General features: G+C 71.1%; 18 protein-coding genes. 10 read left to right on the forward strand and 8 right to left on the reverse strand.

Features of this window, described 5'->3' with window-relative positions:
* Nucleotides 1–77: 77 nt before the first annotated feature.
* Genes STRVI_RS33355 through ybaK form a run of 3 tightly spaced genes read left to right on the forward strand, consistent with a single transcriptional unit; the run spans nucleotide 78 to nucleotide 2979 of the window.
* Nucleotides 78–1673 (forward strand): hypothetical protein, encoded by a 1596-nt coding sequence (locus STRVI_RS33355; protein ID WP_014059978.1) that lies wholly within the window; start codon nucleotides 78–80, stop codon nucleotides 1671–1673.
* Nucleotides 1674–1729: 56 nt separating this feature from the next.
* Complete coding sequence (locus tag STRVI_RS33360) at nucleotides 1730–2470, forward strand: LON peptidase substrate-binding domain-containing protein (protein WP_014059979.1); 741 nt, start codon at nucleotides 1730–1732, stop codon at nucleotides 2468–2470.
* An 11-nt stretch (nucleotides 2471–2481) separates the two neighbouring features.
* Nucleotides 2482–2979 carry a Cys-tRNA(Pro) deacylase gene (gene ybaK, locus STRVI_RS33365; RefSeq protein WP_014059980.1) on the forward strand — a complete coding sequence of 166 codons (498 nt, stop codon included), beginning with the start codon at nucleotides 2482–2484 and terminating at the stop codon, nucleotides 2977–2979.
* A gap of 1159 nt (nucleotides 2980–4138) precedes the next feature.
* Here ybaK and STRVI_RS33370 read toward each other — a convergent pair.
* The 4 genes from STRVI_RS33370 to STRVI_RS33385 all read right to left on the reverse strand — a co-directional run bounded on the left by STRVI_RS33370 (nucleotide 4139) and on the right by STRVI_RS33385 (nucleotide 8649).
* Nucleotides 4139–4867 carry a magnesium transporter gene (locus STRVI_RS33370; protein ID WP_208949191.1) on the reverse strand — a complete coding sequence of 243 codons (729 nt, stop codon included), beginning with the start codon at nucleotides 4865–4867 and terminating at the stop codon, nucleotides 4139–4141.
* Nucleotides 4868–4926: 59 nt separating this feature from the next.
* Complete coding sequence (locus STRVI_RS33375; protein ID WP_435532633.1) at nucleotides 4927–5829, reverse strand: ABC transporter permease; 903 nt, start codon at nucleotides 5827–5829, stop codon at nucleotides 4927–4929.
* Between the two features lie 84 nt (nucleotides 5830–5913).
* Entirely contained in the window at nucleotides 5914–6954 is a 1041-nt protein-coding gene (locus STRVI_RS33380; protein ID WP_043236936.1) for an ABC transporter ATP-binding protein, read from the reverse strand.
* 378 nt (nucleotides 6955–7332) lie between these two features.
* On the reverse strand, nucleotides 7333–8649 hold the full coding sequence (locus STRVI_RS33385) for an NYN domain-containing protein (protein ID WP_014059985.1): 1317 nt from the start codon (nucleotides 8647–8649) through the stop codon (nucleotides 7333–7335).
* Nucleotides 8650–8940: 291 nt separating this feature from the next.
* Between STRVI_RS33385 and STRVI_RS33390 the strand changes: the two genes are divergently transcribed.
* On the forward strand, nucleotides 8941–9120 hold the full coding sequence (locus STRVI_RS33390; RefSeq protein WP_014059986.1) for a hypothetical protein: 180 nt from the start codon (nucleotides 8941–8943) through the stop codon (nucleotides 9118–9120).
* Nucleotides 9121–9241: 121 nt separating this feature from the next.
* Here the strand turns inward: STRVI_RS33390 and dnaE are convergent, their stop codons facing one another.
* Nucleotides 9242–12787, reverse strand: coding sequence for a DNA polymerase III subunit alpha (dnaE, locus tag STRVI_RS33395; protein WP_014059987.1), 3546 nt, complete (start codon nucleotides 12785–12787; stop codon nucleotides 9242–9244).
* Between the two features lie 214 nt (nucleotides 12788–13001).
* Here dnaE and STRVI_RS33400 point away from each other — a divergent pair, with 214 nt between their 5' ends.
* The 5 genes from STRVI_RS33400 to STRVI_RS33420 all read left to right on the forward strand — a co-directional run bounded on the left by STRVI_RS33400 (nucleotide 13002) and on the right by STRVI_RS33420 (nucleotide 18855).
* Nucleotides 13002–14327, forward strand: coding sequence for a DUF2252 domain-containing protein (locus tag STRVI_RS33400; protein ID WP_014059988.1), 1326 nt, complete (start codon nucleotides 13002–13004; stop codon nucleotides 14325–14327).
* Between the two features lie 52 nt (nucleotides 14328–14379).
* Nucleotides 14380–15369, forward strand: a complete 990-nt coding sequence (locus STRVI_RS33405) for a thioredoxin domain-containing protein (protein ID WP_014059989.1) — start codon at nucleotides 14380–14382, stop codon at nucleotides 15367–15369.
* Between the two features lie 62 nt (nucleotides 15370–15431).
* Nucleotides 15432–16115: a hypothetical protein gene (locus tag STRVI_RS33410; RefSeq protein ID WP_043236937.1), complete on the forward strand. Its 684-nt coding sequence runs from the start codon at nucleotides 15432–15434 to the stop codon at nucleotides 16113–16115.
* Between the two features lie 63 nt (nucleotides 16116–16178).
* On the forward strand, nucleotides 16179–17009 hold the full coding sequence (locus STRVI_RS33415) for a thioredoxin domain-containing protein (RefSeq protein ID WP_014059991.1): 831 nt from the start codon (nucleotides 16179–16181) through the stop codon (nucleotides 17007–17009).
* Nucleotides 17010–17211: 202 nt separating this feature from the next.
* Nucleotides 17212–18855: an alkaline phosphatase D family protein gene (locus STRVI_RS33420; protein ID WP_014059992.1), complete on the forward strand. Its 1644-nt coding sequence runs from the start codon at nucleotides 17212–17214 to the stop codon at nucleotides 18853–18855.
* A gap of 28 nt (nucleotides 18856–18883) precedes the next feature.
* Here the strand turns inward: STRVI_RS33420 and STRVI_RS33425 are convergent, their stop codons facing one another.
* On the reverse strand, nucleotides 18884–19474 hold the full coding sequence (locus STRVI_RS33425) for a dienelactone hydrolase family protein (protein ID WP_014059993.1): 591 nt from the start codon (nucleotides 19472–19474) through the stop codon (nucleotides 18884–18886).
* A gap of 120 nt (nucleotides 19475–19594) precedes the next feature.
* On the opposite strand from STRVI_RS33425, the gene STRVI_RS33430 reads away from it, so the two are divergent.
* Nucleotides 19595–20749 (forward strand): mechanosensitive ion channel family protein, encoded by a 1155-nt coding sequence (locus tag STRVI_RS33430; protein ID WP_014059994.1) that lies wholly within the window; start codon nucleotides 19595–19597, stop codon nucleotides 20747–20749.
* A gap of 25 nt (nucleotides 20750–20774) precedes the next feature.
* Here STRVI_RS33430 and STRVI_RS33435 read toward each other — a convergent pair whose 3' ends face one another.
* Together STRVI_RS33435 and STRVI_RS33440 are read right to left on the reverse strand one after the other, a co-directional pair.
* A complete protein-coding gene (locus STRVI_RS33435; RefSeq protein ID WP_014059995.1) occupies nucleotides 20775–21239 on the reverse strand; it encodes a GNAT family N-acetyltransferase in 465 nt (154 codons plus the stop codon).
* On the reverse strand, nucleotides 21236–22177 hold the full coding sequence (locus STRVI_RS33440; RefSeq protein ID WP_043236938.1) for an RluA family pseudouridine synthase: 942 nt from the start codon (nucleotides 22175–22177) through the stop codon (nucleotides 21236–21238). The genes STRVI_RS33435 and STRVI_RS33440 overlap by 4 nt, the downstream gene beginning before the upstream one ends.
* Between the last annotated feature and the right edge of the window lie 51 nt (nucleotides 22178–22228).

A 22228-nucleotide genomic window follows, 5' to 3' on the forward strand; every position in this document is an offset into this window, starting at 1 on the left:
ACCGTTGGCGTTCAACCGGTTACTCAGCGGGAATGTGCTCCGTACGGGGACACGGAGAATCAGGAGGGGACACGGCTGTGACCGAGCCGCACGATGGCGACCCACCCCCGGGCCTCGACCTGACCACCGCCGAATGGGGCATGTGGCAGGCGTTCCGCAATGGCAGCACCCATGATCTGCGCACCTCGCACCCCCAGCGGAACGACCCCTCCGGCCCGTACGCCTGGGGCCCGGAGCGCAGTGTCCGCGCGCGTGTCGTGGCCCTCCTGCTGCTGGACGGGCCGCCCGCGCAGCCGGGCCGGGTCGCCGCACTCAAGCTCAACGGGGTGCACATCACCGGCACGCTCGACCTGGCCGGCGGGAACATCGAGCCCTATGTGGAGCTGAAGAACTGCCGCTTCGAGCGGGAGGTGCTGCTCCCCGAGGCGCAGTTCACCACCCTGCGCCTGGTGGGCTGCGCCCTTCCCCGGCTGGAGGCGGCCCGGCTGCGCACCGAGGGCGATCTGCATCTGCCGCGCTGTGTGGTCGAACACGGGATCCGGCTCACCGACGCCCATATCGGCACGGATTTACTGCTCAACCAGCTCATCGTGCGCCGCGACCGCCGGGGCATGTCGATCAGCGCCGACGGGCTGACCGTCGCCCAGGACTTCCAGGCCGACATGATCGAGTCCTATGGCGAGCTGAGCCTGCGCGGGGCGCAGATCGGGGTGTCGCTCAGCCTGCGCGGCAGCCGGCTGCGCAACCCTTACGGCCGTCGCGCGCTCAACGCGCCGCAGCTCACCGTGGAGCGCAGCCTCTATCTCACCGCGGGCGGGGTGAGCACGTACTCCAGCGGCTCCACCCCGCCGTACGGCACCGCCTCCACCCCCACCCGGGGCACCCGGATCCAGCGCTTCGAATGCGAGGGCGGGATCCGGCTGGACGACGGGCGGATCGGCGACGCCATCGACTTCGACCAGGCCCGCTTCATCATGGAGAACGACCAGGAGCTGTCGCTGCGCCGGGTCCAGACGCCCGAGCTGCGCTTCCTCGGGGAGCGGCCGCAGCACGGCCGGGTGATCCTCTCCGGCGCCCGGGTGGTCAACCTTGTCGACAAGTCGGTGAGCTGGCCGGGGCCGGGCGGGCTGACCATGGCCGGGTTCAGCTATGAGTGCCTGATTCCGCGCGGCCACTTCCCGCTGGCCCGGCGGCTGGAGTGGGTGGCCGCGGCGACCCCCGAGTACGCGCCCGAGCCGTACGAGATGCTGGCCAACACGATGCGGGCCAGCGGCGAGGACGCCGACGCGCGCGAGGTGCAGCTCGCCAAGCAGCGCCGCCGCCGGGAGACACTGCCGGTCGCCGGGAAGGTCTGGGGCTATCTCCAGGACTGGACGGTGGCCTACGGGTACCGCCCGGGCCGGGCCGCGGTGTGGATGGCGGTGCTGTGGGCGGTCGGCTCGGTGTTCTTCGCCCACAACCGGCCGGAGGCCCTGAAGCCGGATGAATCCCCGAACTGGAACGCCACGCTGTACACGCTCGATCTGCTGATCCCGGTGATCGATCTGGGCATGGACGGCTACTGGAGACCGGACGGCGCCGTCCAATGGGCGTCCATCGTGATGATCCTGCTGGGCTGGGTGCTGGCCACCGCGGTGGCCGCCGGTGCGTCCCGGCTGCTGCGGCGCCAGTGACCGGCTGCTGCGGCACCAGTGAAAGGAAACGCGCGGGGCCATTAGGCTTACGCCCCGTGACCTCCGCGCGCCTTCCGCTCTTCCCGCTGAACACGGTGCTGTTCCCGGGGCTCGTCATGCCCCTGAACGTCTTCGAGCAGCGGTACCGCTCCCTGATGCGCGATTTGTCGGCGCTTCCCGAGGACGCGCCGCGCCGGTTCGGGGTGATCGCGATCCGGGACGGCCATGAGGTCGCCCCGAGCGCGGCCGGCCTCCCGGACACCGTCACGCGGCCGGACCCAGGCCCCACGGCCGGGTTCGGCCCGGATCCCGCCAAGTCCTTCTACGCCGTGGGGTGCGTGGCCGACGCGGCCACCATCCGGGAGCAGGAGGACGGCACCTTCGAGGTGCTGGCCACCGGCACCACCCGCTTCGAACTGGTCTCCGTGGACTCCTCCGGCCCCTATCTGACGGCCGAGGTCAAGGAGCTGGAGGAGGAGCAGGGCGAGGGGGCCGGGGCGCTGGCCTCGGGGGTCGTACGAGCCTTCCGCATGTACCAGAAGCGGCTCGCGGGCGCCCGTGAGCGGACCCTGGCGAATGAGCAGGACCTCCCGGGCGAACCGTCCGTGCTCTCCTACCTGGTGGCGGCCGCGGCCGTGCTCGACACTCCCGCGAAGCAGCGGCTGCTGCAGGCGCCGGACACCGCGAGCCGGCTGGCCGACGAGCTGAAACTCCTTCGCGCCGAGAGCGCCGTCATCGGTAAGCTCCCGTCGCTCCCGGCCGTCGATCTGACCCGCGGTCCCACCAGCCCCAACTGACGCGGACGAACATGCCCAAGAAGACCAAGAAGACCTCGGCGGGCACCCCCGCCACCACCGCCCTCACCGCGGCGGGCACGGATTTCACGCTGCACTCCTACGAGCACGACCCGGCAGCCCCCTCCTACGGCGAGGAGGCCGCCCAGGCGCTCGGCGTCGAACCGGGCCGGGTCTTCAAGACGCTTGTCGCGAGCGTCGATGACCGCCTTACGGTCGCCATCGTGCCGGTCTCGGCCACCCTCGACCTCAAGGCGCTCGCCTCGGCGGTGGGCGGCAAGCGCGCCACGATGGCGGACCCCGCGGCGGCCGAGCGCACCACGGGCTATGTGCGGGGCGGGATCTCCCCGCTCGGTCAGCGCAAGCGCCTGCCCACGGCTCTGGACGAGTCGGCCACCGGCTACGAGACGATCTGTGTCTCGGCGGGCCGCCGCGGGCTGGAGGTCGAGCTGGCGCCGGGGGACCTGGCGTCGCTGACGGACGCGGTACTGGCGCCGATCGCCCGCGCATAGCGCCCACAGCGCTCTTACGGGGCCCCTGTGCTCCGGCGCCCACCCCCCGTGACCCGACGCCCGCTCGTGCCGCCTGGTGCCCGCCCATGCCACCCGACACCCGCTCGACACCCGCTCCGGCAGCGGCACCCACCGTTCCTGGGCAGTGAGCGGGAGTAGGTCCGCTCACTGGCACGCCCCGAACGGTTTTGGGCGCACTGGTCGTCCGCTTTCGCATCCCGGGCGGCGACACGGATCGCGTCCGTGGTCCGAGCCGGGCGGGCGGAGTCCCTCACGACCTGGCCACGTGGATACGGCCAGAGGCGACAGGGAGGCCCTCAACCATCTCTCCGGTGGAGCAGGGGACCCGCACACTGGCACCGCACCCGGCGTCCCAGATCGCACAGCCACGCCAACCCGACCCCACCGTGGCGCCACAAGGCCAGAAGCCGACCATCACACGATCGAGCTAAACCGGCCTTACGCACGCTCCCGGACGAGCACTTGCCAACCCCCGTGACCCGACGCCCACTGATGGCTCCGTGGCCGCCCAGGGGGCGGCCTGCGGGGGTGTCCGGCGGATCTTTCCCCTCGCCGCCCCTTCCCGCAGCATCGATTTGCGGCTCCGCCGCGTGGCAGGGGCTCCGCCCCTGTACCGCGGGTTCTGGCGCAGAACCCCGGCTCCGGAAAGGGCCGGGCGGGGAGCAGCCTGCCCACGGCTGCCCGATACCTGGGGCGCTGCCCCGGATCCCGGGGTCCGGGGCAGCGCCCCGCCACGCGGCGGAACCGCAATTCGATGCCGCGCCAAAGGGCTGGGGAGGGAAACAGCCTGCCCACCGCCGCCCGACACCAGAAGCCCCGTCCCCGGGCCTGGGGTCTCGGGCCTGGGGCGGAGCCCCACCACGCGGCGGAGCCGCATATCGATGCTGCGGGAAGGGGCGGGGAGGGGAACAGCCCGCCCACCGCCAGCCGCTACCAGAAGCCCCACCCCCCGAACCCGGGGCCAGGAGCGGAGCCCCACCACGCGGCGGAGCCGCAAATCGATGCTGCGGGAAGGGGCGCAAAGCGGAACAGCCCCTGGAACACGGGGCCTGGGGCAGTGCCCTGCCACGCGGCGGAGCCGCACATCAGGGGCGGGGAACAGCCCGCCGCAGGCGTCACGAACCGCCGGACATCTCCCCTAGCGTGCTTCCGGGCTCGCCACGTGCGGCAGCGCGGGCTCCGGGTCCCGGGGGCCGAACAACCCCGTCAGCGCCAGATGGATCACCATCGCCGCCACCGACCACGCCAGCAGCGCCCCCTTTGCGCCCAGCTTGAGCGGTCCGTCGAAGGTGACGCCCTTACCGGCCTCCTTGGCGTGGGCCACGACGTCCGAGGTGGGTCCCAGCCAGAGGCCCAGCCGCCAGGCGATCACCGAGGCGAGCACCCCGCCGATCGCCAGGCCGATGACCAGCGCGATACCGCCGTGGCGGAAGAGCAGAAAGACGATGAGGGCCGAGACGGCCCCGAAGGCGAGCCCGAGCAGCGTGAACACACCGTCCGCGCCGATCGCGTCCTCCCCTTCCGAATTCTTCAGATAGACGGCGGAGCCGTCCGAGACCAGGGGGACCTTCGGCGCCAACCACAGCCACAGCAGCCCCAGAAGCACCCCGGCGACCGCCACCGCGATGGCGACCAGTGACGCCTGCACCAGTTCGGCGCGCAACTCGGGCCCCGGCTCGGAGTGCTCGGAGTGCTCCGAGCCCTCCGGATGCCCGGAAGGGTGCTCGGGGTGCTCAGGATTCTCCGGGTACCCGGAGGGATTCGGCACGGAGGAGTCCCCGGCAGGCTGCCCGTGGGCCGGGGGGCGGCCCTCGGCGGGGTCCTCGTGCGGCGGAGGCGGATCATGTGGCGTCAATGGTGCGGTCACCCCGTCATCGTGCCAGGCGGATGGCGTACTTCGGTCGGCGGGACGTTCGCTGCGGCGCGTCACCGCACCGCCGCCCGCCGATAGGCCCAGGTCGCGGCGGCGAGGGACACCACGGCCACCCCGGCGCACACCCCGAGGTCGGCACAGACCACCCACCAGTCGGGCTGCCCGTCGAACGTCCGGGCCAGGGCCTCCACACCGTACGTCGACGGCAGCAGATCGCGCGCGTACGACACCACCTGCGGCATCCGGTCCGCGGGCAGCACCCCGAGCAGCAGCGCGGCGGACATCCCCAACTGCCCGCACAGCGTGGCGAGTTCCTGACGCGGGGCGAGCAGTCCCAGCACGGCGCCGAGTCCGGCGAGGGCGGCGCCGGAGAGGGGGATCACGGCGAGGAGGATCCACAGATGCGTCATGGGCAGTTGGAAGAGCACGCTGCCCATGACCGCGGTGACGATGGTCCCGGGCACGGTGAAGGAGGCGTACGCGGCGGCCGCCCCGAGCACCACGGCCGAGGGCGGCACCGGCAGCGTCGCGTAGTGGTCGAGCCCGCCGCTGGCCCGGAGCTGGCCGAAGTACTGGGCGAGCAGGTTGAGCGCCACGAAGGCGACGACCAGCACGCTCGACCCGGCCACCACCGACCGCGCCTCGCTCCCGCCGTCCACCACCCCGCGCATCAGGATCATGATCCCGATGGACTGGAAGGTGGCCACGAAGAGCAGCGGTATCCGGGCCACCCTGGCCCGCGAGAGCTGGGCGCGGTAGACCGCGGCGAGCGCCGGGAAGAGCCGCGCCCGCGCCGCCAGCGGCGCGGGGATGTCCCCGGCCTCACCGGACGCCCCCGACGTACCGGAGGCACCGGACGAGGCACCGGGCGCACTGGGCAGCCCAGCGGAAGCACCGGACACACCAGGCACACCAGTGGTCCCGGACACACCGGATACACCGGACACGGCGGGCATGACACTCACGTTGCGCGGCTCCTCTTCGCCTCTACGGCTCTTACGGTCACGGTCCCCGACGTGTTCACCGGCTCACCCCGGCGGTCACGCCTTCACCAGCCCCTCCGCGCCCTCCGCACGGCCGCCCAGGGCGATGTACACATCCTCCAGGCTCGGCGTGGCAAGGGTGAAATCGTCCAGCGCCGCGAAAGCGGGGCCACCGGTCACGGTGGCGATGGCGGCGCGCGCCTCGTCCGGCGGGAGCCGGAGCGTCCAGCACCGCCCGGAGACGCCGTCGGCGGCCCGGGCCGCCTCGGCGGCGCTCCGCAGGGCGGCGACCTCGGGCACGTCCAGCGGCGGCTCGGTGCGCCACACCAGCTCCAGCCGCACCTCGTCGGCGACCAGCGCCTTCAGCCCGGCGGGCGTGTCGCAGGCGATGACCTTGCCGCGGTCCAGTACGGCGACCCGGTCCAGAACCGTTTCCGCCTCGATCACGTTGTGGGTGACCAGCACCACAGTCACACCCCGCTCGGCCCGCCGCCGGTCCACGGCCGCCCATACGGCGCGCCGGGCGACGGGGTCCATTCCGCTGGTGGGCTCGTCCAGCACCAGCAGCGGCCGCTCCCCCACCAGCGCGGCGGCGACGCAGGCCAGCCGCCGCTGGCCGCCGGAGAGCTTCTTCAGCGGGCGCCCGGCGATCTCCCCGAGCCCCAGCTCCTCGATCACCGCATCCCGCTCGGCACGGGCCGCGCGGGCCTCCAGCCCGCGCAGCCGCGCGGTGGTCTCGGCGGCGAGGGCGACGGTCAGCTCGTCCAGCGCGGTCGAGTCCTGGCCGAGGTAGCACAGCAGCCGGGCGGCGCGCTCCGGGTGGCGTACGAGATCGTGGCCGAGCACCCGCACACTGCCCTCGTCGGGCCGCAGCAGGCCGGTGAGCTGCCGTACGAGGGTGGATTTGCCGGCGCCATTGGGCCCGAGCAGCCCGAAGACCTCGCCGCGCACCACATCGAGGTCGATGCCGTCGCTGGCCCGGACGGCGGGCGTGGCGGGGGCGCCGCGGCGGCCGCGCGCCGCGGGATAGGTCTTGACCAGGCCGCGCACGGTGCACACCACATCGCCACTCGTCGCCTGTTTCGCGCCCGTCCTCACGAGCTATGAGGGTACGCGCCCAAACACCCGCTCCCGTCCTCGGGGCCCTCGGGGACGGATCGGAGGATCACAGGACGAGGAGGGTCGGCGGCGCGGCCGTGTCGGTGCCGCCGGGGGTCGTGACGAGAACGGAGTACGTCCCGGGGAGCACCGCGGGCACGACGGCGAGGATCTGGGTCGGGGGGAGGTTCAGCCGCGTGGGGCCCGGCCCCGGCCCCCGCCGGGGCTCCGCCCCTGGACCCCGCTCCTCAAACGCCGGAGGGGCTGGATCGCGTTGCCAGGGGCGAAGCCCTGCCGCGCGGCGGAGCCGCGTATCGCCGGGGGAAGGGGCGGGAAATGGAGCAGCCCGCCGCTGGCGTCACGATCCGCCGGATGCCCCTAGCCGCCCGTCTGGGCGTGTTCCGCGGCCGAGCGGAGGTCGATTTCGCGCCAGAAGCCCGCCCGGATCGCATAGCGGTCGTGCTCGTCGATCTGGTCGTCCTTGTGGGCCAGCAGCCCGAAGCGGGCCGCGTAGCGCAGCAGTTCACCGTCGATGCGGTGCGGGATGCGGGGGTACTCCGTGGAGATCTGGCGCAACGGACCCGGGTCGGCGAGCCGGTCGGTCCAGCGGCGGGCGAAGACCTGGCCGACCTCGAAGGGGTCGCCGCTGACGGCCGTGATGTCCTCCTCGCGGTCGGCCCACCGCTGCTCGGCGCTGGTGAGCTGGGCCAGCATGGGCAGGTTGGCGGTCTCCGGCGGCTCCCCCACAGCGCCGGGGCCCCGGTCGACCCAGCCCTTGTCGGAGGACCAGCGCAGGGTGGCACCGGCGGCCTGCTGCCGCTCGCCCTGGCCGCCGGGCGCGGCCGGGCCGCGGCCCAGGTCGGCGAGGTCCTTGGGGGTGGGCACCCCCTTGCCGGCGCCTGCCGCCGCGGCGTCCGTGCCCGCCTCGGGGGCCGGGCCGGCGGGGCGGCCGGGGGCGGCGGCCGGGCCGGTCACATCGGCGCCGGGCCGGGCGGCGCCGTTACGGCCGCCGGGTGCCTCCGCCGGGCCGGGCGACCCGCTCGCGGCCGCGGCGGCAGCGGCGGCGGCCGTCTCCGGCAGCGGGGCGGAGAGAATGGCCGCGATCTCCGGGCGGGGCTCGGAGACGGGCGCACAGGGCCCGGGAAGCTCCTTGGCGCGCACCGCCCGGGTGATCCAGGCGCGGTCGAGGACGCGCCGCTCATCGGCCTCGGCGACGAGGTCCTCGGACTGGTTGTAGTCGCCGTCGGCGGCCTGGACCGCCCAGAGGTGGACGGCGACGCCGTGCTCCTTGGCCGACATCAGCCCGGGCAGCAGGTCCCCGTCGCCGGTGACGAGGACGATGTCGGCGCAGGCCCGGTTGCGGGCGAGCTCGGTGAGCTCGGCGTGCATGGCGGCGTCCACGCCCTTCTGGGCCCAGCGGCCGTCACTGCGGGTGAGCGCGCCCAGTCGTACGGTCACCCGGGGCATCACGCGCAGCCGCCGGTGCTCGGGCTGGGGCACCCGGTCGGGGGCGCCGTCGAACCAGTAGATCCGCAGCAGCGGGCATTCGGTCTCGGCCTCGGCCCGCTCCCGCAGGCCCTGGATGAGGGTCGCGTGGTCGACGGAGATGCGCGATCGGGCGGGCTCCCCGGCCAGCAGGCTCGCGGCGGCGCCCAGCAGATACCCGGCGTCCACCAGGACGACGCAGCGGTCCACGTTCCACCCTCTTTCCTGACGGTCCAGTCCTCGGTCGCCCCCCGCGCACAGCCGTGCCCCCGGATGTGGTTTTCGGCTTTCCTTCGAGTCTGCCCGACCGTGCGGGGGTTATCAGTCCGAACTGGATCACCGGCGTGGCGGATACGGCTTACCCGCCAATACTCTCCTTCTCACTCACCGTAATTGCCCGAAATGCACGGGTCACCGTGGCATGTCACTGTTTCTTCCCGAAGGGCTTCGCCCGGGAGGGCCCTTCGCCAGGGGGCTGATCCCAACTGGAGGAAGACCACCATGGGCAAGAACAAGAACCGCGATCGCAAGCAGCAGCAGGAACAGCGTCAGGAGCGCGGTGCGGCCGACCGCCCCGCCGAGCAGCAGCCGTCGATGGACGGGCAGTCGCAGGCGATGCGACCGGAGGGCAGCCCCTCGACGGCGCGCAAGGGCCGGCAGAAGAGCTTCGGCCACAACTGACGCACCGCACACCGGCGCTGAGCCACCGCGGTGGCAGGCCGCGTGACCGTGGCCCCCAGGGGCGCGCCCGATGCGGGCGCGCCCCTGGTGCGCTCGCGCCGACGTCAAGGACGCCGGGCAATCACCCGGCCAGGCAGGACGCCCCCAACAGCACCTTGAGATCGCCGAAGAGCGCCGGGTCGGCGGTGACGCGGTGCCGGTCGAGCCGCAGCACGGTGGTCTTCCGCGCCCCCTGGAGCTTGATCCGCACCTCGGTGGCGCCGCGGTGGTGGGTGAGCACCTCACCCAGCTTCTCGACCAGCGGCGGGGTGACCTTGACCGTGGGAATGGTGATCGTCACGGGCGCGTTGGCCGATGCCTCGGAGAGATCGGGGACCATCAGCTCCATGGCGACCAGCCGGGGCACGTCCTCGCGCTTGTCGAGGCGGCCCTTGACGAAGACGACCGCGTCCTCGACGAGCTGGGTGGAGACGAGCTGATAGGTGGCCGGGAAGAACATGCACTCGATGGAGCCGGCCAGGTCCTCCACGGTCGCGATGGCCCAGGCGTTGCCCTGTTTGGTCATCTTGCGCTGCAGACCGGAGATGATGCCGCCGATGGTGACGATCGCGCCGTCCGCGTGCTCACCCCCGGTGAGCGCGGAGATCGCCGCGTCCGCCTTCTCGTTCAGCACATGCTCGATGCCGAACAGCGGGTGATCGGAGACATACAGGCCCAGCATCTCCCGCTCCTGGGCCAGCAGATAGGTCTTCTCCCATTCGACGTCCGAGAACTCGACGTCGAGGCCGAAGCCCGGCCCCTCGCCGTCCCCGCCGTCACCGGCCATGCCGCCGAAGAGGTCGAACTGCCCCTCGGCCTCCTTGCGCTTGACCGCGACCACATTGTCGATCAGCGCCTCGTAGTGCGCCGTGAGCCCCTTACGGGTGTGGCCCATCTCGTCGAACGCGCCCGCCTTGATCAGCGATTCCGTGGTGCGCTTGTTGCACACCACCGCCTCGACCTTGTCCAGGTAGTCCGGGAACGAGGCGTACTTCCCCTTGGCCTTACGGCCGCGGATGATCGCTTCCACCACGTTCTGACCGACGTTCCGGACCGCCGTGAGACCGAAGAGGATCACATCATCACCCTGAGCGGTGAAGTTGGCCTCGGACTCATTGACGTTCGGCGGCAGCACCTTGATGCCCATACGACGGCACTCGTTCAGATAGACCGCCGACTTGTCCTTGTCGTCACGCACCGAGGTGAGCAGCGCCGCCATGTACTCGGCGGGGTAGTTGGCCTTGAGGTACGCGGTCCAGTACGTGACCAGGCCGTACGCGGAGGAGTGCGCCTTGTTGAACGCGTATCCGGCGAACGGGACCAGGACGTCCCACACCGCCTGGATGGCCTGGTCGGAGTAGTCCCGGTCGCGCATGCCCTTCTGGAAGGGCACGAACTCCTTGTCCAGGACCTCCTGCTTCTTCTTGCCCATCGCCCGGCGGAGCAGGTCGGCCTGGCCGAGCGAATAGCCGGCGAGCACCTGGGCGGCCTTCTGCACCTGCTCCTGGTACACGATGAGGCCGTGGGTGATGCCCAGGACCTCCTTGAGCGGCTCCTCCAGCTCGGGGTGGATCGGGGTGATCTCCTGCTGCCCGTTCTTCCGCAGCGCGTAGTTGATATGCGAGTTCATGCCCATCGGGCCCGGCCGGTAGAGGGCCGAGACGGCGGAAATGTCCTCGAAGTTGTCGGGCTTCATCATGCGCAGCAGGGAGCGCATGGGGCCGCCGTCGAACTGGAAGACGCCGAGGGTGTCACCGCGGCAGAGCAGTTCGAAGGTCTTGGGGTCGTCCAGGGACAGATCGAGCATCTTCAGGTCGATGCCCTTGTTGGCGCGCACCATCTTGACGGCGTCGTCCATGATGGTGAGGTTGCGCAGGCCCAGGAAGTCCATCTTCAGCAGGCCGAGCGACTCACAGGTGGGGTAGTCCCACTGGGTCACGACCTGGCCGTCGTTCTTCGGTGAGAAGACCGGGACATGGTCGGTCACCGTCTCGCTCGACATGATCACGCCGGCGGCGTGCACACCCATCTGGCGCACCAGGCCCTCGATACCGCGCGCGGTGTCGATGACCTTCTTCACATCCGGCTCGTTCTCATACATCCCGCGCACCTCGCCCGCCTCGCTGTAGCGGGGGTGCTTCTCATCGGTGATGCCGGAGAGCGGGATGCCCTTGCCGAGGACGTCGGCGGGCATGGCCTTGGTGATGCGGTCGCCCATCGCGTACGGATAGCCGAGCACGCGGGCCGAGTCCTTGATGGCGTTCTTGGCCTTGATGGTGCCGTAGGTGCCGATCTGGGCGACCTTGTCGTGGCCGTATTTCTCGGTGACGTACCGGATGACCTCACCGCGCCGACGCTCGTCGAAGTCGATGTCGACATCGGGCATGGACACACGCTCGGGGTTGAGGAACCGCTCGAAGATCAGCCCGTGCTCGACCGGGTCGAGGTCGGTGATGCCCATCGCGTACGAGACGATCGAACCGGCCGCGGAGCCTCGGCCGGGACCGACCGCGATGCCGTTGTTCTTCGCCCACATGATGAAGTCGGCGACCACGAGGAAGTAGCCCGGGAACCCCATCTGGATGATGACGTCCATCTCGTACTCGGCGAGCTTCTGACGGTCCTCGGGGACGCCGCCGGGGAAGCGGCGGGCCATCCCCTTGCGGACCTCCTCCTGGAACCAGGTGACCTCGGTGTACCCCTCGGGGACGTCGAACCGCGGCATCAGGTCGCGCTTTTCGAACCAGCCGGTGGCGTCGATCTGCTCGGCGACCAGCAGGGTGTTGCGGCAGCCCTCCTGCCAGGCGTCCGAGGAGTCGATGGCGTACATCTCGTCGGTGGACTTCAGGTAATAGCCGGTGCCGTCGAAGCGGAAGCGGTCGGGGTCGGAGAGGTTCTTGCCGGTCTGGACGCACAGCAGCGCGTCATGGGCCACGGACTCGCGGGAGTAGGTGTAATGCGAGTCATTGGTGACCAGCGGAGGGATGCCCAGCTTCTTGCCGACCTCCAGCAGCCCGTCCCGGACCCGGCGCTCGATCTCGATGCCGTGGTCCATCAGCTCCAGGAAATAGCGGTCCTTGCCGAAGATGTCCTGGTACTCGGAGGCGGCCTTCACGGCCTCGTCGAACTGGCCGAGCCGCAGCCGGGTCTGCAGTTCGCCCGAGGGACAGCCGGTGGAGGCGATCAGCCCTTCGGACCACTGGGCGATGGTCTCCTTGTCCATCCGGGGCCACTTGACGAAGTAGCCCTCCATATAGGCGTCGGAGGAGAGCCGGAAGAGGTTGTGCAGACCGGTCTTGTCCGCCGCCCAGATCGTCTTGTGGGTGTAACCACCGGAACCGGAGACGTCATCGCGCTTCTGATGCGGCTGGCCCCACTGGACACGCCGCTTGTAGCGCCGCGACTCGGGCGCCACATACGCCTCGATCCCGATGATCGGCGTGACCCCGGCGCCCGTCGCCTGCTGGTAGAAGTCGTACGCGCCGTGGAGGTTGCCATGGTCGGTCATGGCGATGTGGGTCATGCCCATCTCGTTGCACGCGTTGAACATGTCCTTGAGCCGCGCCGCACCGTCCAGCAGCGAGTACTGGGTATGGACATGCAGGTGCGTGAAGGGCGGCTTGGTCACGGTGGAAGACCTCCGGCGAACAATCGATGACGGCAGGGCGAGACAGCTCCGAAGGTTACCCCTCCGCACTGACACGAGCCGGGCACTCACGAGTAGCCTCAGGCGTTGATCCCGACGGGTCATCCGGTCTTCCCGCGCCCCCGGCGCGACGGAACATACCCTGTCGTATCTGCCACACCGATCACATCCCTCATGCCCCAGGAGGCGTTCCGCGATGTCGAACCAGCAGACCCAGGCGGAACAGCGCGGCGAGCACATCCTCGCCGTATTCGACACCGCCTTCGGCGAGCTGCTCGCCGCCGACCCGGCCGCCTTCCGCGTCAAGTTCCGGAAGATGGCCGCCTCGGCGTTCGCGTTCTACCGCGGCACCGCCTGTCTGTTCTATTCCGATGTGGAGCGGGAGCGCGCCGGCGGGCCGTACCTGGACGACCGCACCGGCCGGGTGTGGATCCACGGCGACCTCCACGCCGAGAACTTCGGCACCTACATGGACGCCAACGGCCGGCTGATCTTCAATGTGAACGACTTCGACGAGGCGTACGTCGGCCCCTTCACCTGGGACCTGAAGCGTTTCGCCGCCTCCGTGGCGCTCATCGGCTACACCAAGGCGCTCAGCGACGAGAAGATCACCGAGCTGGTGCGGACGTACGCCGGCGCCTACCGCGAGCGCGTTCACGCCCTGGCCACCGGCGCCAAGAACGACGAGGTGCCGCCCTTCACCCTGGAGACCGCCGAGGGTCCGCTGCTGGACGCGCTGCGTGACGCCCGCTCGCTGACCCGCTTCGGGCTGCTGGACTCGATGACCGAGATCCGCGACTTCGAGCGCCGCTTCACGGCCGGCGGCGGGTCCATCGAGCTGGACGCGGCCACCCGCTACAAGGTCCTGGCCGCCTTCGACGGCTATCTGGAGACGCTCCCCGAGTCCAGTCTCTCGCGCCCGGACTCCTACCGCGTCAAGGACGTCGTGGGCCGCCGGGGCATCGGCATCGGCAGCGCCGGGCTCCCCTCGTACAACATCCTTCTGGAGGGCAACAGCGACGCCCTGGAGAACGATGTGGTGATCTACATGAAGCAGGGGCAGACCCCGGCGGTCTCCCGGCACATCACCGATGAGCAGGTGCGGTCGTACTTCCACCACGAGGGCCACCGCACGGTGATCTCCCAGCGCGCGCTGCAGGCCCACGCCGACCCGTGGCTGGGCTGGACCGAGCTGGACGGGGCGGGGCAGCTGGTCGCCGAGGTGTCGCCGTACGCGGTGGACCTCGACTGGTCCGACATCGACGACCCGGCCGAGATCGCGGCGGTCGTGGCCGACCTGGGGCGGGCCACGGCCACCATGCACGCGGCCGCCGACGACCAGAGCGGCCACTCGCTGGTGCCGTTCTCCACCGAGCGCGCCATCGACGCGGTGATCGCCGCCGACGAGGACGGCTTCGCCGGCCTCCTGGTGGACTTCGCGCACTCTTACGGTGCCCGCGCCCGGGCCGACCACCAGATCTTCGTGGACCTCTTCCGCAACGGCCGCATCCCCGGGCTCTGATCGCCGCCCCGGCCATGGCCGCCGTCTGCTCGCCCCCTTATCGTTACCGGTCATGTGGCCTGGACAGCAGCCGCCGGGGGGCGAGCAGAACCCGCAGCAGAACCCGTACCAGCAGCCGGAGCACCCGCAGCCGGGTCATCCGCCGCCTCCGGCCCAGCCCCCGGGCTTCCCGCCCGCTCCCCCGCCGCCCGGCCCGGGCGGCGGGCCCTGGGGTGGCGCTGCCGCCCCGGCGGACCCGCGGCGCAAGGCCGGGCTCACGGCCGTGGTGGCGGTGACGGTGGCCGCCGCAGTGGTCGCGGGCGTTCTCATGATCACGGATGACGACAAGGGCTCCAGGGCCGGTTCCGTGGACGATGTCGTCCAGGGCCCGGCAGGCTCCAGCGGTTCGGACGGCTCGGAGGACCCGGGCGGGGCGGGCGGCTCAGGGGGCTCGCAGAAGCTCGTCCTGCCCGCCCACAGCTCCGGTCCGAGCGGCACCACCGTGGTGATCGGCGAGGCCGGTGCCGGGCACACCCTCGACGTCTACGCGGACGTCCGCTGCCCACCGTGCGCCACCTTCGAGCAGGAGGTCGGGCCCACCATCGCCAAGGACATCGAGGCCGGTAAGTACAAGGTCTCGTTCCACTTCGCCGCCATCGTCGACAAGAACATGGGCGGCAGCGGCTCCACGAGCGCCCTGAGTGCCCTCGGGGCGGCGCTGGACGTGAGCACCGACGCCTTCCTCGACTACAAGGCCGCCCTGATGTCGCCGAAGAACCACCCCGAGGAGAACGAGGACTTCTACGGCGACGACAACCAGCTGCTGACCGTCTCCCAGGAGGTGCCCGCACTTGAGCGGAACGACTCCTTCCGAGAGGCTGTGCGCGAGGGCACCTACGTCCCCTGGGCGAAGGAGATGATCACCGACTTCGGCTCCTCCGGGGTGAACAGCACCCCCGCCGTCAAGCTCGACGGCTCCCAGTTGACCGGCAGCGGCGGCTCCACCCCGATGACCGCGACGGAGTTCACGGAAGCGGTGAACAAGCAGGTCAAGGGCGGTTAGCCGGCCGCCGGGGCCGATTCTTCACCTGGCCCCTACAGCCGTTCATGGCAGAATTCGAAGTCATGGACGGCACCGGACCGCAGCTCAGGGCAGTGCGCGCGGCGCTCTTCACGGCGCTGTGCGTCACGCTGTCCTCGGCTTCGCATGTCCTGCTGTCGCGGACCCCGCTGCCGCTGGGCACCGTCGCCGCGCTCTCGGTGGCCGTCTTCGCCGCCGCCTACGCCCTCGCGGGCCGGGAGCGGGGCTTCTGGTCCATAGCCGCCCTGCTGATCCCGCTGGAGCTGGCCGCCGACACGATCTTCACCACCGGCCAGCAGGCGTGTTACGGCCAGTCCGGCGGCCCCGTGGCGGGCTCCCTGCGCTCCATGGGGGTCACCGTGCTGTGCGGCGGCGGCGATCTCGGCAATCCGCTGCCCGGGATCTCCCAGAACGGCGTGGGCACCCCGCTGGCGGCCGCCGTGAGCTCCGCCACCCCCTGGCTGCTGCTCGCCGCGCATGTCGCGGTGGGTCTGCTCGCCTCGGCCTGGCTGCGGCGCGGCGAGGCCGCCCTGAGCCGTCTGCTGGCCTCCCTGGCCGCCTTCGCCTTCCGGCCGCTGCTGCTGGCCGTCGCGGTCCATGCCGCGGCCCTGCGGCCCCGTCGTCGCCCGGCCCCGCGGACCGTACGGCCGGTCCGCCCGGCGCCGGCGCTCCCCCTCCTCGTGCACTCCGTGGTGCGTCGTGGACCGCCCTGCTCGGCCGCTGCCTGAGCACAGCGATCCACACCCCCGTACGCCTTACCGACGACGCACACCCACGGAGATCGATCCATCATGAGCAATCGCAACAACCAGCAGAACAAGCAGGCCGCGCGCGAACGGCTGCGCGCCGAGCGTGAGCGCCAGGCCAAGAAGGACCGGACGCGGCGCCAGCTCTTCGTCGGCGGCGCGGTCGTCGCGGTCCTCGCGATAGCCGGCGGCATCGGCTACGCCGTCACCAACATGGACTCGTCGGACGACGCCAACCAGAAGTGGCGGGCGGCGGCCGGGAAGAAGTCGTTCGCGAAGCCCGCCAACGCCACCGGCTCCCAGGGCACGACGGTCGTCATCGGCGACAAGAAGGCCAAGAACACCCTGCACGTCTACGAGGACATGCGCTGCCCGGTCTGTGCCCAGTTCGAGAAGTTCACCGGGCCGACCGTGCTCAAGGACATCAAGGACGGCACCTACAAGGCGCAGTTCACCATGGGCACCTTCCTCGACGACAACAAGCAGATGCCCGGCGCCGGCTCGAAGAACGCGCTGAGCGCGCTCGGCGCGGCCCTCAACGTCAGCCCGCAGGCGTTCCTGGACTACAAGGAGGCGCTGTACGCGCCGAAGAACCACCCCCAGGAGACCGATGACGCCTTCGCGAACGACCAGAAGCTGATCGACGTCGCCCAGCAGGTCAAGGAGCTGAAGGGCAACACGGCCTTCGAGAAGGCCGTGAAGAACGGCACCTACGACCGGTGGGCGCTGGCCATGTCGAAGTCGTTCAACGACACCAAGGACGTCAACGCCACCCCGACCTTCAAGCTGAACGGGAAGAAGCTGCAGGTGGGCGAAAACCCGCCGATGACTCCGGACCAGTTCACCCCGCTCGTCAAGCAGGGCCTCAAGAAGTAGCGTCCGGCCCTTCCCGGCCGAGTCGGCGGGCGTGCCCCCGGGGCGCGCCCGCCGACGGCGTTGTGGCCCGGCGACGACGGCAGCAGCAGCGGTGACCCGGCAGCCGCGGTGGTGACCTCACGCCCACGACGGGGGTGACCTGGCGGCGACGGGTGGGCGAACATCCCCCAAGCCCCCTGTCCCCGCCCGCTACTTGTCAGTAATGTCCTCGGCCGTGACCGACCTCCACATCTCGCGCCGCAGCGCCGTCACGGCCGCGGCGGCTGCCGCCGCCCTGCTGCCCCTCGTCTCCGGACCCGCCGCGCACGCCGGCTCCGGGCCCGCCTTTCTGCACGGCATCGCCTCGGGTGACCCGCTGCCCGACGGGATCCTGCTGTGGACCCGTATCACGCCCGCCCCCGACGCCGTACCCGGTTCGGGGCTCGGCCCGGCCATCGAGGTGACCTGGGAGGTCGCCGAGGACCGGGACTTCCGCTCGGTCGTCGCCCGCGGCACCGTCAAGGCCGCCGCCGGCACCGACCACACCGTCAAGGCCGATGTGCGCGGGCTGCGGCCCGCCACCGACTACTTCTACCGCTTCGGCGTGGACGGCGGCGTCCGCTCCCCCGTGGGGCGCACCCGCACCACCCCCGCGCACGACGCCGCGGCCGACGGGGTCCGCTTCGGCGTGGTCTCCTGCGCCAACTGGGAGGCGGGCTGGTTCTCCCCGTACCGCCATCTGGCGGCCCGTACCGACCTGGACGCGGTACTCCATCTCGGTGACTACATCTACGAGTACAAGAGCGGCGAATACCCGGAGGCGAAGGGCGTCGTCCGCCCGCACGCCCCCACCCACGAGATCGTCACGCTCGCCGACTACCGCGTCCGGCACGGGAACTACAAGACCGACCCCGACGCCCAGGCGCTGCACGCCGCGCTCCCCCTGATCGCGATATGGGACGACCACGAGTTCGCCAACGACGCCTGGTCCGGCGGGGCGGAGAACCACACGCCCGGCACCGAGGGGGCATGGGCCCAGCGGGTGGCCGCCGCCAAGCAGGCGTACTTCGAGTGGATGCCGGTGCGCCCCTCCACGCAGGGCACCACCTACCGGCGGCTGCGCTACGGCACCCTCGCCGATCTCCATCTGCTCGATCTGCGCTCGTTCCGCTCCCAGCAGGCGGCCACCGGCAGCGGCGACGTGGACGACCCGGAGCGCACCCTGACCGGCCGCGCCCAGCTCGACTGGCTGAAGTCGGGCCTGACCGCCTCGGACACCACCTGGCGGCTGGTGGGCAACTCGGTAATGATCTCACCGGTCGCCTTCGGGGCCCTCCCCGCCGAGCTGCTGGGCCCGCTCGCCGAACTGCTGGGGCTGCCCAAGGGCGGCCTGGCCATCAACACCGACCAGTGGGACGGCTATACAGACGACCGGCGCGAGGTGCTCGCCCACCTCACCGACCACGCGATCGGCAACACGGTCTTCCTCACCGGTGACATCCATATGGCGTGGGCCAACGACGTACCGGTGAAGGCCGCCACCTATCCGCTCTCCCGGTCGGCCGCGACCGAGTTCGTGGTCACCTCGGTGACCTCGGACAACCTCGACGATCTGCTCCATGTGGCACCGCACACGGTGTCCTTGGCCGCGGCGGCCGCGATCAGGGTCGCCAACCGCCATGTGAAGTGGGTGGACATGGACTCGCACGGCTACGGCGTGCTCGACGTCACTCCCCAGCGGGCCCAGATGGACTACTACACCGTCTCCGACAAGACCGATCGCAACGCCACGACCGCCTGGGCGCGGTCGTACCGCACCCAGGCGGGCAGCCAGCGGGTCGAGCGCGCCGACGCACCCGTGCGCTGACCCGGCCGTTCACAGCCGGTTCACGGGCTCAGAGGCCGGCCAGGAAGCCGAGCGTCACCCGCCAGGTGGCCTCGGCGGCCTCCTTGTCGTAGTCCGGCAGCTCGGGGTCGGTGAAGATGTGCCCCGCCCCGGCGTAGCGGAAGACCTCCACATCGGCGCCGGCCCGCCGCATCCGCAGATACCAGGCGTTGAGCCAGTCGTGTGGCTCGAACGGGTCGGGGTCGGCCACATGGAGCTGCACCGGCAGCTCATCGACCGTGGTGTCGTCGGCGATGTCCGAGGTGCCGTGCAGCAGAAGCAGTCCGCGCGCCTTGTCGTCGGCCACCGCCAGGTTCTGAGCCAACGCGCCGCCGAGCGAGAAACCGGCGTAGACCAGCCCGCGGTCCGAATACGGCGCGGCGGCGGTGATGGCCCGTTTCAGCAGCTCGTCGCGGCCGATCCGCTCCTTGATCACCATGCCGTCCTCGACGGTTTCGGCGGTCTGCCCCTCGTACAGGTCCGGCACGACCACCTCATGCCCGGCCGCGCGCAGTCGGTCGGCCGCCTCCTGTACGGCGGGCCGCAGCCCGTACGCGGAGTGGAACAGAACAATCGTCGAGGTATCGGCCACCGCTGTCACTTTCCTTTCCGTGGATCGCCCTCTCCCATCGTGCCAGTCCCGGTCTGAGGACACCGGATCCGGGGAAGGCGGGACAGGACACCCCGGAGTCTCCCTGAGGGAAGGATGAGGTAGGTGTCCATGGAGGACGTGCTGCGTCCGCTCGTCGTCATCGGCGGCTCACTGGCCATCACGCTGTTCATCGGCTGGGCCGTCGACTGGCTGCTGCGGAGGGTCGATGCCCGGCATCCCGAGACCCCCTTGTGGGGCCATCTGCGCCGCTGCCGGCTTCCGCTGCAGGTGACCGTGTGCACGGCGCTGCTGAGCGGTTCGTACGACAAGACGCAGGCGAGGGTCGTCCAGGAGCATGAGTCGGCGATCGGCCGGCTGCTCGCGCTGGTGCTGATCGCGGCGACGGCGTGGCTGCTGGTGCGGGTCTCGTCGGCCGTCGTGGAGTCCTCCTACTTCCGTTACGCCTCCAGCGCGCACGACGCCGCGCGGGTGCGCCGGGTGCGCACCCAGGTGACGCTGATCCAGCGGGTGGTGGCCGCGATCGTCGGCGTGGTGGCGGTCTCCGCCATGCTGCTGACCTTCCCGGCGATGCGCACGGTCGGCACCTCCATGCTGGCCTCCGCCGGGATCCTCGGTGTGGTCGCCGGTGTCGCCGCCCAGTCCACGCTGGGAAACCTCTTCGCGGGGCTGCAGATCGCCTTCGGCGACATGGTGCGGATCGGCGACACGGTGGTCGTGGACGGCGAGTGGGGCACGGTCGAGGAGATCACGCTGACCTTTCTGTCCGTACGGACCTGGGACGAGCGCCGGATCACCATGCCGGTGTCGTACTTCACCAACAAGCCGTTCGAGAACTGGTCGCGGGGCGGCACCCAGAAGGTGGCCACCGTCCTCTTCCACCTCGACCACACGGCGCCGATCGAGGAGATGCGGGAGCGGCTGCGCGAGATCGTGCAGAAGTCCCCGGCCTGGGACGGCCGGGAGTGGAACCTGGTGGTGACGGACACCACCCCGAGCACCATCGTGGTGCGGGCGCTCATCACGGCGCGGGACCCGGACGACGCCTGGACCGTGCGCTGTGAGGTGCGCGAGAAGATGATCACGTGGCTGCGGGACGCCTACCCTCACGCCCTGCCGCGCATCGCCACCGCCCCGGCCGCCCAGCCCCCGCCGGCACGGCTGGAGCGCGAGCGGGGCCGTGAGCTCCCCGACCGCCACGGCAGTCACGACCGTCTCGCCCGCTTCGAGGACGGGCTCCGTAAGGACGCCCCGCACACGCGGTAAGGGCGGCCGGGACGTCGGCAGGTCGCTACAGCGGCCGTCGCATCGCGCGGTGCGGGATGCCGCTGCCCTCGTCGAACTCGGGGCCGAACGCCTCGTAGCCCAGCCGCTCGTAGAAGCCGAGCGCATGGGTCTGGGACTCCAGATAGACCTCGGCCAGGCCGCGCCGGTGGGCCTCCGCCTCGACGGCCCGGACCAGGTCGGCCCCCAGCCCCGTGCCCCGCGCGACCTTGGCCACCGCGAGGCGGCCGAGAACGGCGGTGGTGGCGCCGTCGACACCGGCGTGGGCGTACTTCTTGTCCGCGGCGGCGCCATGCAGAAAGCGCGCGGTGCCCACCGGACGACCCTCGCCATCGGTGGCCAGGAGGTGGACGGCGTACGCGTCGTACGCGTCCATCTCCTCCTCCTCGGGGATCCGCTGCTCCACCACGAAGACCTCCCGGCGGACCGCGAAGCAGCCGGACAGGTCCCCGTCGGCCACGACCTCGATCACGCGCTCTCGGCCTCCACGATGTCCAGCGCCACGCGCAGATCGTCCGGGTAGGCGCTCTCGAACTCGACCCACTCGCCGTGCGCGGGGTGCTCGAAGCCGAGCCGCATGGCGTGCAGCCACTGCCGGGTCAACTTCAGCCGCTTGGCGAGCGTCGGGTCCGCGCCGTAGGTGAGGTCGCCGACGCAGGGGTGGCGGTGGGCCGCCATATGCACCCGGATCTGGTGGGTGCGGCCGGTCTCCAGCTTGATGTCCAGGAGGCTCGCGGCCCGGAACGCCTCGATGAGGTCGTAGTGGGTGACGCTCGGCTTGCCGTCCGCCGTCACCGCCCACTTGTAGTCGTGCTGCGGATGGCGCCCGATCGGAGCGTCGATGGTGCCGCTCAGCGGATCCGGGTGGCCCTGGACCAGCGCGTGGTAACGCTTGTCCACAGTGCGCTCACGGAAGGCCTGCTTGAGCACGGAGTACGCGAGCTCGGACTTGGCGACGACCATGAGCCCGGAGGTGCCGACGTCCAGCCGGTGCACGATCCCCTGGCGCTCGGCGGCGCCCGAGGTGGAGACGCGGAAACCGGCGGCCGCGAGCCCGCCGATCACGGTGGGGCCGGTCCAGCCGGGGCTGGGGTGGGCGGCGACGCCGACCGGCTTGGAGACGACCACGATGTCCTCGTCGTCGTGCACGATCTCCATGCCCTCGACGGGCTCGGCGACAACCCGCACCGGCGGCGCGGCCTGCGGCAACTCGACCTCGAGCCAGGCCCCCCCGGAGACCCGGTCGGACTTCCCGGCCACGGTGCCGTCGAGCTGCACCTTTCCGGCGGCGGCCAGCTCGGCCGCCTTGGTCCGGGAGAAGCCGAACATGCGGGCGATCGCGGCGTCGACGCGCTCGCCCTCCAGACCGTCCGGTACGGGCAGGGTGCGGATCTCGGGAATCGTACTCACCTGACGAGTATGCCGGACCGGAAGCACCGGTTCGTACGCCCGTCGGATACC

Source organism: Streptomyces violaceusniger Tu 4113, assembly GCF_000147815.2.
Taxonomy (GTDB): Bacteria; Actinomycetota; Actinomycetes; order Streptomycetales; family Streptomycetaceae; genus Streptomyces; species Streptomyces violaceusniger_A.